Origin of the sequence: Enterobacter dykesii (genome assembly GCF_008364625.2) — a bacterium.
Lineage (GTDB): Bacteria > Pseudomonadota > Gammaproteobacteria > Enterobacterales > Enterobacteriaceae > Enterobacter > Enterobacter dykesii.
In genome coordinates this window covers 111,365-126,943 of record NZ_CP126604.1, presented here as the reverse complement: position 1 = coordinate 126,943, position 15,579 = coordinate 111,365, and the positions used below count along the sequence as shown (strand labels likewise).

14 protein-coding genes are annotated in these 15,579 nt (G+C 53.5%); 11 read left to right on the top strand and 3 right to left on the bottom strand.

Going from position 1 to position 15,579, the window contains the following annotated elements:
• The first annotated feature begins 63 nt into the window (after positions 1-63).
• The 3 genes from gpmM to F0320_RS00555 are packed head-to-tail and all read left to right on the top strand — an operon-like array spanning position 64 to position 3,837.
• On the top strand, positions 64-1,608 hold the full coding sequence (gpmM, locus tag F0320_RS00565; RefSeq protein ID WP_047646700.1) for a 2,3-bisphosphoglycerate-independent phosphoglycerate mutase: 1,545 nt from the start codon (positions 64-66) through the stop codon (positions 1,606-1,608).
• Positions 1,609-1,641: 33 nt separating this feature from the next.
• Entirely contained in the window at positions 1,642-2,901 is a 1,260-nt protein-coding gene (envC, locus tag F0320_RS00560) for a murein hydrolase activator EnvC (RefSeq protein WP_233443245.1), read from the top strand.
• 3 nt (positions 2,902-2,904) lie between these two features.
• Positions 2,905-3,837: a divergent polysaccharide deacetylase family protein gene (locus F0320_RS00555; RefSeq protein WP_126330454.1), complete on the top strand. Its 933-nt coding sequence runs from the start codon at positions 2,905-2,907 to the stop codon at positions 3,835-3,837.
• Between the two features lie 3 nt (positions 3,838-3,840).
• Here the strand turns inward: F0320_RS00555 and F0320_RS00550 are convergent, their stop codons facing one another.
• Entirely contained in the window at positions 3,841-4,641 is an 801-nt protein-coding gene (locus F0320_RS00550; protein WP_126330453.1) for a glycosyltransferase family 2 protein, read from the bottom strand.
• 205 nt (positions 4,642-4,846) lie between these two features.
• On the opposite strand from F0320_RS00550, the gene F0320_RS00545 reads away from it, so the two are divergent.
• Both F0320_RS00545 and F0320_RS00540 read left to right on the top strand, forming a co-directional pair.
• Positions 4,847-6,052 carry a glycosyltransferase gene (locus F0320_RS00545; RefSeq protein WP_126330451.1) on the top strand — a complete coding sequence of 402 codons (1,206 nt, stop codon included), beginning with the start codon at positions 4,847-4,849 and terminating at the stop codon, positions 6,050-6,052.
• A gap of 15 nt (positions 6,053-6,067) precedes the next feature.
• Complete coding sequence (locus tag F0320_RS00540; RefSeq protein ID WP_126330449.1) at positions 6,068-6,982, top strand: hypothetical protein; 915 nt, start codon at positions 6,068-6,070, stop codon at positions 6,980-6,982.
• A 27-nt stretch (positions 6,983-7,009) separates the two neighbouring features.
• Here the strand turns inward: F0320_RS00540 and tdh are convergent, their stop codons facing one another.
• Both tdh and kbl read right to left on the bottom strand, forming a co-directional pair.
• Positions 7,010-8,038: an L-threonine 3-dehydrogenase gene (gene tdh / locus F0320_RS00535; RefSeq protein ID WP_126330447.1), complete on the bottom strand. Its 1,029-nt coding sequence runs from the start codon at positions 8,036-8,038 to the stop codon at positions 7,010-7,012.
• 9 nt (positions 8,039-8,047) lie between these two features.
• Positions 8,048-9,244 (bottom strand): glycine C-acetyltransferase, encoded by a 1,197-nt coding sequence (gene kbl / locus F0320_RS00530; RefSeq protein ID WP_048996487.1) that lies wholly within the window; start codon positions 9,242-9,244, stop codon positions 8,048-8,050.
• A 215-nt stretch (positions 9,245-9,459) separates the two neighbouring features.
• Here kbl and rfaD point away from each other — a divergent pair, with 215 nt between their 5' ends.
• The 6 genes from rfaD to F0320_RS00500 are packed head-to-tail and all read left to right on the top strand — an operon-like array spanning position 9,460 to position 15,577.
• A complete protein-coding gene (rfaD, locus tag F0320_RS00525; RefSeq protein WP_008502707.1) occupies positions 9,460-10,392 on the top strand; it encodes an ADP-glyceromanno-heptose 6-epimerase in 933 nt (310 codons plus the stop codon).
• Between the two features lie 2 nt (positions 10,393-10,394).
• The gene (gene rfaF / locus F0320_RS00520) at positions 10,395-11,441 is read left to right on the top strand and encodes an ADP-heptose--LPS heptosyltransferase RfaF (protein WP_032661897.1); all 1,047 of its coding nucleotides are present in this window, start codon (positions 10,395-10,397) and stop codon (positions 11,439-11,441) included.
• A gap of 3 nt (positions 11,442-11,444) precedes the next feature.
• Positions 11,445-12,428, top strand: coding sequence for a lipopolysaccharide heptosyltransferase RfaC (gene rfaC / locus F0320_RS00515; RefSeq protein WP_126330445.1), 984 nt, complete (start codon positions 11,445-11,447; stop codon positions 12,426-12,428).
• A gap of 3 nt (positions 12,429-12,431) precedes the next feature.
• Positions 12,432-13,520 (top strand): glycosyltransferase family 9 protein, encoded by a 1,089-nt coding sequence (locus F0320_RS00510; RefSeq protein WP_126330443.1) that lies wholly within the window; start codon positions 12,432-12,434, stop codon positions 13,518-13,520.
• A 49-nt stretch (positions 13,521-13,569) separates the two neighbouring features.
• On the top strand, positions 13,570-14,427 hold the full coding sequence (locus F0320_RS00505) for a sugar glycosyltransferase (protein ID WP_233443244.1): 858 nt from the start codon (positions 13,570-13,572) through the stop codon (positions 14,425-14,427).
• Positions 14,414-15,577 carry an O-antigen ligase family protein gene (locus F0320_RS00500; RefSeq protein ID WP_126330440.1) on the top strand — a complete coding sequence of 388 codons (1,164 nt, stop codon included), beginning with the start codon at positions 14,414-14,416 and terminating at the stop codon, positions 15,575-15,577. The genes F0320_RS00505 and F0320_RS00500 overlap by 14 nt, the downstream gene beginning before the upstream one ends.
• Positions 15,578-15,579 lie beyond the last annotated feature (2 nt).

Here is a 15,579-nt window from a genome sequence, read left to right as displayed (position 1 = left end):
TTTGATCGATTCAGCTGTAGTAAAATTACGCAAATTTTGACTCTTGAGCATGAGGTTGTCGCAATGTCGGTTTCTAAAAAACCTATGGTACTGGTGATTCTGGATGGCTATGGCTACCGTGAAGATAGCCAGGATAACGCTATTTTCAACGCCAAAACCCCGGTCATGGATGCCCTGTGGGCGAAACGTCCGCATACGCTGATTGACGCGTCTGGCCTGGAAGTGGGCCTGCCGGACCGCCAGATGGGCAACTCCGAAGTCGGTCACGTAAACCTGGGCGCCGGGCGTATTGTGTATCAGGATCTGACGCGTCTGGACGTTGAAATCAAAGAACGCACCTTCTTCTCCAACCCAACGCTGTCTGGCGCGGTCGATAAAGCCGTTGCCGCTGGCAAGGCCGTACACATCATGGGCCTGCTCTCTGCGGGCGGCGTTCACAGCCACGAAGATCACATCATGGCGATGGTTGAACTGGCCGCCGAGCGCGGTGCGGAAAAAATCTATCTGCACGCCTTCCTGGACGGTCGCGATACGCCACCACGCAGCGCAAAAGGCTCTCTGCAGGCCTTCGAAGAGAAATTCGCAGCGCTGGGTAAAGGCCGCGTAGCGTCCATCATTGGCCGTTACTACGCTATGGACCGCGACAACCGCTGGGATCGCGTTGAACAGGCCTATGACCTGATGACCCTGGCAAAAGGTGAGTTCCAGTTCGCGACCGCCGTTGAAGCGCTGGAAGCGGCCTATGCACGTGATGAAAACGACGAATTCGTCAAAGCGTCCGTCATTCGCGCTGAAGGCCAGGCCGACGCCGCCATGGAAGATGGCGACGCGCTGATCTTCATGAACTTCCGCGCTGACCGCGCGCGTGAAATTACCCGTGCTTTCGTCAACAGCGACTTCGACGGTTTTGCCCGTAAGAAAGTGGTGAAACTCGATTTCATCCAGCTGACTGAATACGCCGCAGACATCAAAGCGCCTTGCGCTTACCCACCGGCATCGCTGGCAAATACCTTCGGCGAGTGGATGGCGAAGAACGACAAAACGCAGCTGCGTATTTCCGAAACTGAAAAATACGCGCACGTGACCTTCTTCTTTAACGGCGGCGTTGAAGAGCCGTTCAAAGGCGAAGACCGCATTCTGATCAACTCCCCGAAAGTGGCCACCTACGATCTGCAGCCAGAAATGAGCTCTGCAGAATTGACTGAAAAACTGGTTGCGGCTATCGAGAGCGGTAAGTACGACACCATCATCTGTAACTACCCGAACGGCGACATGGTTGGGCATACCGGGGTGATGGAAGCGGCAGTGAAGGCGGTTGAAGCGCTGGACCACTGCGTTGAGCAGGTTGCGAAAGCGGTTGAATCCGTCGGCGGCCAGTTGCTGATTACCGCTGACCACGGTAACGCTGAACAGATGCGCGACCCGGCGACCGGCCAGGCCCACACGGCCCATACCAACCTGCCTGTTCCGCTGATTTATGTGGGTGATAAATCACTGAAAGCAGTAGAAGGCGGCAAGCTTTCTGACATCGCGCCAACCATGCTGTCGCTGATGGGTATGCCGATCCCTGAAGAGATGACTGGTAAGCCGCTGTTCATCGTGGAATAATCGCTCCCCATGAGGGGAAAGGCGATTTTTTCAATCACATGGGTCGTGAAGCCGCTTAGGTTATCAGTCAGACCTCTGTTTTACGCCAGCGCACTCAGCGCTGGCGTATTGCTGTGCGCCGCATCCGCCCACGCGGATGACCGCGACCAGCTGAAATCCATTCAGGCCGATATCGCCGCCAAAGAGCGTTCGGTACGCCAACAGCAGCAGCAGCGCTCTGCCCTCCTCGCCCAGCTTAAGCAGCAGGAAGAGGCGATCTCCGCCGCCGCGCGTAAACTCCGTGAAACGCAAAACACCCTCGCTCTGTTGAACAAGCAGATCGACGAGATGAACGCGTCGATTGCCAAACTCGAGCGCCAGCGCGATGCGCAGGAGCGCAATCTTGCCGCACAGCTTGATGCCGCATTCCGCCAGGGTGAACATACCGGACTCCAGCTGATCCTCAGCGGCGAAGAGAGCCAGCGCGGCCAGCGCCTGCAGGCCTACTTTGGCTATCTCAACCAGGCGCGTCAGGAGACGATCGCGCAGCTGAAGCAGACGCGCGAAGAGGTCTCCACGCAAAAAGCCGAGCTGGAAGAGAAACAGAGCCAGCAGCAAACGCTGCTTTACGATCAGCAGGCCCAGCAGGCGAAGCTTGAGCAGGCTCGCAACGAGCGTAAGAAAACCCTTTCCGGCCTTGAATCCTCCATTCAGGAAGGTCAGAGTCAGCTCAGCGAAATGCGCGCCAACGAATCAAAACTGCGTAACAGCATCGCTCGTGCGGAAGCGGCGGCGAAAGCGCGCGCCGAAAAAGAGGCTCGCGAGGCGCAGGCCGTTCGCGACAAGCAGCAGGAAGCCTCCCGCAAAGGGACTACCTACAAGCCAAGCGAGAGCGAGCGTTCCCTTATGTCGCGTACCGGCGGTTTGGGCTCTCCTCGCGGTCAGGCTTTCTGGCCCGTTCGCGGTTCAATTCTGCATCGCTATGGCGAACAGCTGCAGGGTGAGCTACGTTGGAAAGGGATAGTTATCGGTGCGTCTGAAGGTAGCGAAGTAAAAGCCATTGCCGATGGCCGCGTGATTCTGGCCGACTGGCTGCAGGGTTACGGACTGGTGGTGGTGGTCGAACACGGTAAAGGTGATATGAGCCTTTACGGCTACAACCAGAGCGCGCTGGTCAGCGTCGGCACGCAGGTGCGCGCAGGCCAACCCATCGCCCTTGTGGGCAGCAGTGGCGGTCAGGGCCGCCCGTCACTCTATTTCGAAATTCGTCGCCAGGGTCAGGCGGTCAATCCACAGCCGTGGTTGGGAAGATAAGTTTTGCTTCAATTTCGTCGAATGGTTTTCTCCGTCGTCAGCGCGCTGGCGCTGGCTGCACCGGTATACGCAGGTAAACTCGCTATCGTGATTGATGACTTCGGTTATCGTCCGCACTATGAAAATCAGGTGCTGGCGATGCCGTCGGCCATCTCTGTCGCCGTCCTTCCAAATGCGCCCCACGCGCGCGAAATGGCGACCAAAGCCCATAACAGCGGTCATCAGGTGCTGATCCACCTGCCCATGGCCCCGCTCAGCAAGCAGCCGCTGGAAAAAGACACCCTGCGCCCGGACATGAGCAGCGAGGAGATCGAGCGCATCATCCGCGACGCCTATAACAAAGTGCCGTATGCCGTAGGGCTGAACAACCATATGGGCAGCGCGATGACATCAAGCCTGTACGGGATGCTCAAAGTGATGCAGGCGCTGGAGCGTTACAACCTCTACTTCCTCGACAGCATGACCATCGGCAACAGCCAGGCGATGCGTGCCGCTCAGGGTACGGGCGTAAAGGTGATTAAGCGCAAGGTGTTCCTGGATGATACCCAGAACGAAGCCGATATTCGCATGCAGTTTAATCGCGCGGTACAGCTGGCCCGCCGCAATGGCTCAGCCATCGCCATCGGTCACCCGCACCCGTCTACCGTTCGCGTCCTGCAGCAGATGCTGCCGACCTTGCCTGCCGATATCTCGCTGGTGCGTCCGAGCGATCTGCTGAACGAGCCGCAGGTGGATACCTCTAAACCAAATTCTGCGCAGCCTGTCCCGACAGCGCCGCGTAATCCGTTCCGCGGCGTGAAGCGCTGTGTACCTAAGCAACCGCTTGAACCGGTCTATGCAACCCGCTTCTTCTCCGTCATCGGAGACAGCATCAGTAACAGTACGCTGGTGAATTACGTCCAGCAGCAGTGGCAGGGATGGGGTAAGAAAGCCTGACGCTTATTTCGCAATCTGAGAGTCCGTATGCTCGTTAGCAACGGGCTCTTTTTTTTTCTGATGCTGATACCAGGATTTGAAATACTTCAAAAAGCTATAGGCTGTGGCATACAGTCCCGTCGCCACCCCCACTTTGCCCTTACGCCAGGCGCCGCTAAACAGATACCATTTGAAAAAAGCCCCTATGGCGCTGATTACGCCGCGCCCAATAGAGGGCCGTATTTTTTGATGTTGAACCAGGCGAGTTGTATAACAATTTAATTTGTTAAAAAGCTCATGCAGCGTGGGAAACGTATCATGTTTTACATAACCCGGAATACGTTCACAACGGAGAAAACCTTCGACCTGATCGTCTACCGGTCTGTTATTAAACCGGGACTGGTTACGGTTAAAAAGACGCACAGGATAATCGGGAGATGAAACAGGATAAATCGTCCGGACTTCTTCACCCAGAACAAACCAGTGGCGGCATATTCGCCATGCCATTCCGGGGTCAGGCTCATCGCCTGCTTTTAACGTTAAAACGGCATTCACCGTTTCCTGGTCAAGTATTTCGTCGCTGTCGATGCACAGGACCCAGTCATGGCTGGCTAAGGATATGGCATAGTTCATCTGCTCACCATGCCAGCCAAATTTTTTATAGACGGGTAGCAGTCCAAAGCTTTCACAAATATATCGTGTTTTGTCCGTACTGCCAGAATCGACCACGACAATTTCATCCGCTATTTTCAAAAGAGGCGGTATTACATCGTGCAATAATCTTTCAGAATTAAACGTTAATAAGCAGACCGTTATTTTAAACATTTTCCCACTCTCAATAGCAGCCTAAATTAATATTATTAATACTATATAAATGAGTAGAGACGATTAAAGTCCTGATTCACACTTTTAAAATAAGCACGCTTGAAATTTTGTCTAATCCTGAAGCGCAATAAAATAGAAAAATCTATTTTATTTCAACAGATTCTTTATAATGCAGTCAGGTGAAGGGTAGCACACGGATTCAGACATGCCGCACAAAAGTAAAATTCTCCTCCTGGATACGGGTAAAGAATGGGGGGGAGGCACCAACAGTATGCTTGAGCTCCTGAAGCGAATCAATCGCGATAAATTCGATATTACCTGTTGTTTTTACAGTGATTATAGTCGTGCTGAAGGTGAGACGATTGGCCAGGTGCTCAACGGCATCGGCATCCCGCTCATCGTGATCCCTCAACGTCCGCAGCCGGTCTGGGCCAAATTGTTGAAGGAAGCGGGACGTAGCCTGCTGTTTTTCTCACGCAGCGCCCGCAAGGCATTGACGCGTCACGTGGATATCATGTGGCGCATCAGGCCTAACGTCAGCAAAATCGAGACCCTTTTCACGCAGGGCGGTTTCGATACGCTCTATATGAATAACCAGCCGGGCTCAAACGAGGAAGGCTATCTGGCGGCGGCGAACCTGCAGGCGCGGTTGATCCAGCACTGCCGCATTGAGCCTGTTTTGACCCCGCCGCTGGTAAAGCTGGTTAATGCCCATGCCACAAAAATCATCGCCGTCTCGCACGGCGTTGAACGCGTGTTGCTTCAGCATGGCGTCAGGCCCGAACTGTGTACGACGGTCAATAATGCCATCGACATCCACCAGCCTTTACCTGATCGACGCGCGATGCGCCAGCGCCTGAACATCGATGACGACACGTTTGTGTTCGGCAGTATTGGGTCGTTAATCCCTCGCAAAGCCAATCACCACACGCTGGCGGCGCTGGCACAGTTCAGCCAGAAGCATCCCGAGGCGAAATGGAAAATGGTGCTGGTCGGCGAAGGTGCCGAACGCCGCGCTTTAACAGAACAGGCCCGAGCGCTGGGAATTGAATCCCGCGTCATCTTCACCGGTTTTCAGAATACCCCATTTGATTACCTCGCTACGTTTGACGCCTTTATTCTGGCCTCCAAAAGCGAGGGGCTGCCGCGCGTGGTTCTGGAAGCGATGCTTCTCAATATCCCCGTTATTGGCTCTCAGGTGACCGGCACGGCGGAATTGATTGACCATGATTCGACAGGGCTGCTCTTCCCCTGGAGCGATGTTTCACAGCTTGCACAGCATCTGGACAATATCTGGGCAGACGCGGAGCTGCGGGCTCGACTGGCTGCGGCTGCATACCAGAACGTCTGTCATACCTATGCTATCGAAAACTATGTCAGCGGTGTCGAAGCCGTGCTTGGCGCGCACTAACCAAACGAGATAACTATGTTTAAATTTCTTAATGCTCGCTATCGCCATATCACCGGGCGACACAACATTCCTTACAGCTCTCTGCCCGTGACGGGCGCGCTTGCTGCGGTGGATTCTATTGTGATTCCGTGTACCGGCGCAGATTTCGTCGAAGAAGCATTACTCTCTGCCACCTTCGCGGAACGTTATGCCACCGGGGTGAGCGAAATCGTCATCGTCAGCGATCAGCCTGAATCCGCCTTTGGGGTACTGCCGCCGAAAACCCGCGTTGTGACGCTAAATCTTCCGGTTCGTGAGGAAAGTTACCGCTATAAGCAGATCTATCTCAGCCGTCTGGTGAAGCTTAACGCCCCGCTGCAGGCGCGCGGTGAAGGCGTATTGATGATCGATTCCGATCTCAACCTGCTCAAGATGCCCGAGATCAACATGGCCGATATGCACATCTACTCCAGCTTCCGTCAGGGCAAAATGATTGCCAAGCTGGACGGTGCGCCAGCGGAGAAAGTGCCGGCGTATTACAAGGAGACGGTGCGCCCGTATCTGGTCGATCACGTTAACGGCGCGTTTCTTGCGGCAACCAAAAAGACCTGGCGCCGTATCTGCCCGCTGTGGCTGACGCTGTTCCAGGATACCTGGGAGCTGATGGACGACACGCAGCCGCCGACCGATCAGCTGCCGCTCGCCGCGCTGCTGGACATGCTGGATTTAAAAACGGTTAACCTGGGTGACTGGATGAACTGGCCGGTCTCGAAAAAAATCGGCGGTCAGGAAGCCGTGGTACCGAAAGAGGTGATTGGCGCGCACGGCGGTTTCCCTCTCTCCGAATGGCAGAAGTATCTTGAATCGTCGGATAACAAACTGCTGTTCAAAGGTCAGGACTACACCCGCAAGGTGCGCTACCTGACGGACGAAGAGAAAAAGAAGCAATGAAAAAAGGGGCCTCAGGCCCCTTTTTGATTACTTATCCCAGCTCAGGATCACTTTCCCTGACTGGCCGGAACGCATCGCGTCGAAGCCCTGCTGGAACTCATCGATGGAGAAGCGGTGAGTAATAATCGGGGACAGATCCAGACCGGACTGGATCAGCGCCGCCATCTTGTACCAGGTCTCGAACATCTCGCGGCCATAGATGCCCTTGATGAACAGCCCCTTGAAGATGACTTTGTTCCAGTCGATAGACATGTCTGACGGCGGAATACCCAGCATCGCGATACGGCCACCGTGGTTCATGGTGTCGAGCATGGTGCGGAACGCCGGTGGCGCGCCGGACATCTCCAGGCCCACGTCAAAACCTTCGGTCATGCCCAGCTCTTCCATCACTTCGGTCAGGCTCTCTTTCGAGACATCCACCGCGCGGGTCACGCCCATTTTGCGCGCCAGCGACAGACGATATTCGTTCACGTCGGTGATCACAACGTTGCGCGCGCCCACGTGCTTCGCCACGGCTGCCGCCATAATGCCGATTGGGCCCGCGCCGGAGACCAGCACGTCTTCACCGACCAGGTCGAAGGAGAGCGCCGTGTGCACCGCGTTACCGAACGGGTCGAAGATGGAGGCCAGATCGTCAGAGATATTGTCCGGGATTTTGAACGCGTTAAACGCCGGGATCACCAGGTATTCCGCGAAGCAGCCCGGACGGTTTACGCCCACGCCAATGGTATTACGGCACAGGTGCGTACGCCCGCCGCGGCAGTTACGGCAGTGGCCGCAGGTAATATGGCCTTCACCGGAGACGCGGTCGCCCATCTGGAAGCCTTTCACTTCCTGGCCGATACCCACCACTTCACCGACATATTCGTGACCGACAACCATCGGTACCGGAATGGTTTTCTGCGACCACTGGTCCCAGTTGTAGATGTGAACGTCAGTACCGCAGATGGCGGTTTTACGAATTTTGATCAGCAGATCGTTATGACCGACTTCCGGCTCCGGCACGTCGGTCATCCAAATCCCTTCTTCCGCTTTCAGTTTGGATAACGCTTTCATCACACGTCCTCAGGCAATGACGCCCAGCTGTTTACCGATGCGGGTAAAGGCTTCCACCGCACGTTCAATTTGTTCAGGCGAATGCGCCGCAGACATCTGGGTGCGGATACGCGCCTGACCTTTTGGCACCACCGGGAAGAAGAACCCGGTGACGTAAATCCCTTCTTTCTGCAGTTCGCGGGCAAACTGCTGCGCGACGACCGCATCGCCCAGCATCACCGGAATGATCGCGTGGTCAGCACCGGCCAGGGTGAAACCTGCGGCGCTCATTTTTTCACGGAACAGACGGGCGTTGGACCACAGGCGATCGCGCAGCTCAGCGCCGGACTCCACCATCTCCAGTACCTTGATGGAGGCGGCAACAATGGCCGGCGCCAGAGAGTTGGAGAACAGATACGGACGGGAGCGCTGGCGCAGCCACTCGACCACCTCTTTACGCGCGGCGGTATAGCCGCCGGACGCACCGCCGAGCGCTTTGCCCAGCGTACCGGTGATGATGTCCACGCGGCCCATCACGTCACAGTATTCGTGGGAACCGCGGCCGTTTTCGCCGACAAAACCGACCGCGTGAGAGTCATCGACCATCACCAGCGCGTCGTATTTATCCGCCAGGTCGCACACGCCCTTCAGGTTGGCGATCACGCCGTCCATGGAGAACACGCCGTCGGTGGCGATCAGCACGTGGCGAGCGCCAGCTTCACGCGCCTCTTTCAGGCGGGCTTCCAGCTCGACCATGTCGTTGTTGGCGTAGCGGAAACGCTTCGCTTTACACAGGCGTACGCCGTCGATGATGGAGGCGTGGTTCAGGGCGTCGGAGATAATCGCATCTTCTGCGCCAAGCAGGGTCTCAAACAGACCGCCGTTGGCGTCGAAGCAGGAGGAATACAGAATCGCGTCTTCCATTCCGAGGAAGCTCGCCAGCTTTTGCTCAAGCTGCTTGTGGCTGTCCTGCGTACCGCAGATAAAGCGTACGGAGGCCATGCCGAAACCGTGGGTGTCCATGCCGTTTTTTGCAGCGGCAATCAGCTCAGGGTGATTCGCAAGACCTAAGTAGTTGTTCGCACAAAAGTTGATCACATGGCTGCCGTCGGCAACGGTGATGTCCGCCTGCTGGGCAGACGTGATAATACGCTCTTCCTTGAACAACCCTTCCGCACGTGCGGTGTCGAGGTCGCTGTTTAACTGTTTGTAAAAATCACCACGCATTGCAATTCTCCAGACTCGGCAAATTTCGGGACATATTACCCAAACCTATAGTTCATGACGAGATGACACGTCATCTCTTGTCGTTTTTGCAGCATAAATCACGCGTACCCCTGCGCTGTGAAGGTGAATGGCTGAAGGGCAGCCATACTAATGATATGATAGAGACATTAGCGTCCGGGATTGTCCCCGGGCTCCACACTTCAAAGGTTACAGTTATGATCATCGTTACCGGCGGCGCGGGCTTTATCGGCAGCAATATTGTTAAGGCTCTCAATGACAAAGGCATCACCGACATCCTGGTGGTTGACAACCTGAAAGACGGCACCAAGTTCGTCAACCTGGTGGATCTGAACATCGCTGACTACATGGATAAAGAAGACTTCCTTATCCAGATTATGGCAGGCGAAGAGTTCGGCGAGATCGAAGCCATCTTCCACGAAGGTGCGTGCTCTTCCACCACCGAGTGGGACGGTAAGTACATGATGGACAACAACTATCAGTACTCCAAAGAGATCCTGCACTACTGCCTGGAGCGTGAAATTCCGTTCCTGTACGCCTCCTCCGCGGCAACCTACGGCGGCCGCACCTCGGACTTTATCGAGTCCCGCGAGTATGAGCAGCCGCTGAACGTCTACGGTTACTCCAAATTCCTGTTCGACGAGTACGTGCGTCAGGTGCTGCCAGAAGCGAACTCGCAGATCGTCGGCTTCCGTTATTTCAACGTCTACGGACCGCGCGAAGGCCACAAAGGCAGCATGGCGAGCGTGGCGTTCCACCTGAACACCCAGCTGAATAACGGCGAAAGCCCGAAACTGTTCGAAGGCAGCGACGGCTTTAAGCGTGACTTCGTCTACGTGGGCGACGTGGCCGCAGTGAACCTGTGGTTCTGGGAAAACGGCGTATCTGGCATCTTCAACCTGGGTACCGGCCGCGCGGAGTCCTTCCAGGCGGTGGCTGACGCAACGCTGGCGTATCACAAAAAAGGCAGCATTGAGTACATCCCGTTCCCTGATAAGCTGAAAGGCCGTTACCAGGCGTTCACCCAGGCTGACCTCACCAACCTGCGCGCCGCAGGCTACGACAAGCCGTTCAAGACCGTTGCCGAAGGCGTAACGGAATATATGGCCTGGCTGAACCGCGACGCATAAATATGAAGATTCTGGTGATCGGCCCGTCATGGGTGGGCGACATGATGATGTCGCAAAGTCTCTATCGCACGCTCAAGGCGCGTTATCCCCAGGCGATAATCGACGTGATGGCACCCGCGTGGTGCCGTCCGCTGTTATCGCGTATGCCGGAAGTGAATGAAGCCATCCCGATGCCGCTTGGCCACGGGGCGCTGGAAATCGGCGAACGCCGTAAGCTCGGCCATAGCCTGCGCGAGAAGCGCTACGATCGGGCGTATGTCCTGCCAAACTCCTTTAAATCCGCCCTGGTGCCTTTTTTTGCGGGCATTCCACATCGCACCGGCTGGCGCGGCGAAATGCGCTACGGCCTGCTGAACGACGCGCGGGTGTTGGATAAAGAGGCCTGGCCGCTGATGGTGGAGCGCTATGTGGCGCTGGCCTACGACAAAGGCGTGATGCGCAGTGCGAAAGACCTGCCGCAGCCGCTGCTCTGGCCGCAGCTTCAGGTTAACGACGGCGAAAAATCCCAGACCTGTAACGCGTTTGGTCTTTCGTCTGAACGCCCGATGATAGGTTTCTGCCCCGGCGCCGAGTTCGGCCCGGCAAAACGCTGGCCGCACTATCACTATGCGGAGCTGGCGAAACAGCTGATTGACGAAGGCTACCAGATTGTCCTGTTCGGTTCGGCAAAGGACCACGAGGCAGGCAACGAAATTCTCGCGACGCTCAGTAATGAACAGCAGGCCTGGTGCCGCAACCTGGCGGGAGAAACGCAGCTTGAACAGGCGGTTATTCTGATTGCCGCCTGTAAGGCTGTGGTCAGCAACGATTCGGGCCTGATGCACGTCGCCGCAGCGCTCAACCGCCCGCTGGTGGCGCTGTATGGCCCAAGTAGCCCGGACTTCACGCCCCCGCTTTCTCATAAAGCGCGCGTCATTCGCCTGATCACCGGCTACCACAAAGTGCGCAAGGGCGATGCCGCAGAAGGCTATCATCAGAGCCTGATCGACATTACGCCAGAGCGCGTTCTCGAAGAGCTTAACGAACTGCTGTTGAGCGAAGAAGGATAACGAATGCGGGTATTGATCGTTAAAACCTCTTCGATGGGCGATGTTCTGCATACGCTCCCGTCACTGACGGACGCCATGCGGGCCATTCCCGGCATTCGTTTTGACTGGGTGGTGGAAGAGGGCTTCGCGCAGATCCCCACCTGGCATGAAGCGGTTGACCGCGTGATCCCGGTGGCGATTCGCCGCTGGCGCAAAGCGTGGTTCTCCGCCCCGATTAAAGCCGAACGCAAAGCCTTCCGTGAGGCGGTGCAGGCACAGCATTACGACGCCATCATCGACGCCCAGGGGCTGGTGAAAAGCGCCGCGCTGGTGACGCGTCTGGCACACGGCGTAAAGCACGGCATGGACTGGCATACCGCCCGCGAACCGCTGGCGAGCCTGTTCTATAACCGTCGCCACCACATCGCAAAGCAACAGCATGCCGTAGAACGTACCCGCGAGCTGTTTGCAAAAAGCCTGGGCTATGCGAAACCGGAAACCCAGGGCGACTATGCCATTGCGCAGCACTTTTTGCGCAATACAGATCCCTGTGTTCAGCCTTATCTTGTCTTCCTGCATGCCACAACGCGCGACGATAAACACTGGCCGGAAACGCACTGGCGAAGCCTGATTGAACTAATGCAACCTACCGGCATCCATATTAAACTGCCCTGGGGCGCTGAACATGAGCGGCAGCGTGCAGAGCGTCTGGCAGCAGGCTTTTCGCACGTCGAGGTATTGCCGAAACTCACGCTGGCACAGGTTGCAGCACAGCTGGCGGGAGCGAATGCTGTTGTTTCCGTTGATACCGGCTTAAGCCATTTAACCGCGGCGCTGGATCGTCCGAATATTACGATTTTTGGTCCGACCGATCCTGGATTGATCGGGGGTTACGGTAAAAACCAGCATCAGATGGTCAGCCCAACCCAGCAAACGAAGGATATCAGCGCAGATGCTATTTTTTCTTTTTTACAGGGCAGCCGTTGGCTTTCCAACAGGGATATCTAACGCATGAGTTACGTATTTCTGCTGATTTTACTTTTTCCGGTGAAGCTTATCCGGAAGCTGTTCCGCAAAGAGACAGGTAAAAACCTGGTCATTCAGACAGCAAAAATCGGCGATTTTGTTAATGCAACGCCCCTTCTGGCGTACCTGCAAAAAAGCGACGTGCTCATCAGCCGTAGCGTAGGTGCGCTGGCGAAGCATGATGAGACGATCGACGATATTTTTTTTATCGAACAGCATAAGCGTAACCTGTGGCGAAAGCTGGTCTTTGCCTGCCGGATCATGAACCGCTATGACAATGTCTATCTCCTGCAACCCAACAGCGTGAACCTCTTTTTCGCCTCCGTGTGTAACGCTAAAAACAAACAGTTTTTAAGTACGTACACGCGCAGATGGTATCACGGTATTTTCTATGCAACGGCAGATGGTACTGTTGAGCACGGTAGAAAGACGCTGTCGGTCACGAACTATCTCAAACTGGCCGATCGAACCTTAACCTGGCAAGACTCGCCAAAGCACGCCACAAAGCCGCTTTTCAAACCGGCGACCTATCCGGCAATCCTCGATAAACCCGGCGTGATCCGCATTGGCATCAGCGTAGCCGCCGGGAATAAAGCGAAAACCGTTCCGCCGGTCATCTGGAAGCAAATTGCCGATCGTCTCGCCGACCTGCCTTGCGAATTTTATGTGTTTGGCGCCCCGAATGAACAATCGTGGATGGATGACATCACCCGCGCTTACGGTGAACTGCCCAACTTTATTAATCTGATTGGCAAAATCTCACTCGAAGAGCTGCCGTGGGCCATTTCTAAAATGGATTGCTATATCGCGTCTGACTCGGGGAATGTCTACATTGCCGATGCGGTAGGCGTGCCGGTAATCTTACTGTTCGGGCCTTGTTGCCACTATGAACAACGTCCTCTCGGTAACGTTCTGTTGATTGGTAATGATGAAAACATTAACTCCTACGTTTTTGAAACACGTTATTATTTCAGCCAGCCGAAAGAAAAACTTTTTGCTATAGACGACGTTGATATGGATAACATAGTGAGTTTATTGACGACCGTAAATAAAAAAGCATTACCAGAGGCGTAAAATGAGCTCTCTAACTAAACAACTCTACCGATACACGCATAAGCGCAATATGCGCCATAACGAAAATCTGTGGCCCTTCATTAAATTATCTCGCAATGAAACAGGGGAGATTTCTGATTTAAACTATAAAGGCCAGAGCATTAACCTCACCACTCTTACCTCGATTCAGGATAGGTTTGAGGGTGAGATCCTGATAGCCGCAACTGGCCCTTCAATCAAAAATATTAATTTTGAAAACCTGTCATCCACCGTAGTTACCGCTGGTGTGAACGGAGCATGGCATCTCAATGACCAGCTACATTTTAGTCTCTATTTTGTGGTCGACATGACGTTCATCGACCGTCAGACTGCAATTTTAAAGCAGGTCATTGGCTGTAAAAATGTCATTTTGTTTACAACCGTAATGGGGATCGTTAAGCTTATAAACCGTTTTTCATATGAAAATATCCGATGCGAAATATGCATTATTGAAGATATTTGCTATGAGACTTATAAACCCTCGATTAAACGGGACAATTTGCACCAGGCATTAGGGGATACGCCAGGGATCGTCTTTTCCGATAGCCATCCCAATATTGCTTTTAGTCGTGATGTGAGGCGCGGTGTGGTAGATGCCGGTACCGTAATGTATTGGGCACTACAGGTAATTTATTTTCTGAGATTTAATAAGATTTATATCGCTGGTCTTGATATGAATAATTTCAATCAACCGCGATTTTATGAAAACGGTAATAACATGTTGCCTTCATTCCTTGGAGACAAAGTACAGAATACTGTGATCCCCGCATTCACACTAGCAAGCAATATTATGCAAAAAGACAACATCACTGTTGTTAATCTATCACCTCAAAGCGCTATCCCTGATTTTGTATTCCCCAGAAAGGATTTTACAGATGTTTTCAATTAATCACCAACGCATTCCGTTCTATCCTTTTACGCTTTTTGTATTTTTAAGCATAATTTTTTGCGGAATTTCTCGCGTAAACACCTTATTCCATATTGCACTCGGGCTATTTATCATTGCCACAATTGCTAGCAATGAATTCAGAGTACGTTTTATCAATGACCGTACCTTTCTACCCGCTCTGGGCATAACGGGTGCCTTTTTAATATATTTTTCACTTTCGAATCTTTGGGCTGAATCGTCTCAGGTAAGCTCTGCCTTAACACATTCATTCTATTTATTTATTTTCATATGTCTTTACCGTCAGTGTGAATTGCAGGGAAAGAAAAAATTTGTCATTGGCGCAGCTTATGCAGGTATTGTCGCACTCGCCATACTCACCCTGATTTATGTTGATAAAGCGAACATTTTTTATAACAGACTTTCGAATGCTTTCCCTTATGCGCCTGATAACGTCATTGACCTCGGCGGATATATGGCACTAGGGGTTTTATTAAGCGCTATATTGGTGCGGGAAACGCGTAACGTCTGGTTTTATCTTCCAGTCCCGTTGCTGCTGGCCTGCTTAATATTGACTCAAAGTCGCGGACCGTTCCTTTCCCTGGTGGTAGCCTCAACAGTAGCGTTTCTTTGTAAACCCAAGTGGAATTTTAAGTTACTGATAAGTTCGGTTATTATATTGTTATTGATCGGTCTCGCTTTCTATTTTAGCGGCTCAATCGATATATTTATCAATCGAGCAGAAGAGTCTTCTCGTGCAAGCACCGTGCGCTTTGGTATCTGGCAACACGCCGTTGAAGTTGCAAAACAGAAAGCGATTTTCGGATGGGGTTTCAACAAAGAGCTTCAGTTCATTAATGGCTATGGCCAGGCCATTTCCACAACGCACAGCCTCTATTTAGCTACCTTCCTTAAGGGTGGGATCGTGGGGCTTCTGCTACTCGTCGGTATGATTTTATATGCCGCCAGACAGTCTCTTCGTCACCTCGCGGCCGATCATAAGGCGGAAATCGCTGTCATTGTCTTCGCACTGATGTTCTATATCACTCAGGGTATGTTTATTATCAGTAACCCACGGGAATATTGGGTTCTGTTCTGGCTGCCATTCGCCATTATTTTCAGCACTCCCGTTAAAATGGTTCTGCAAAAATAAAC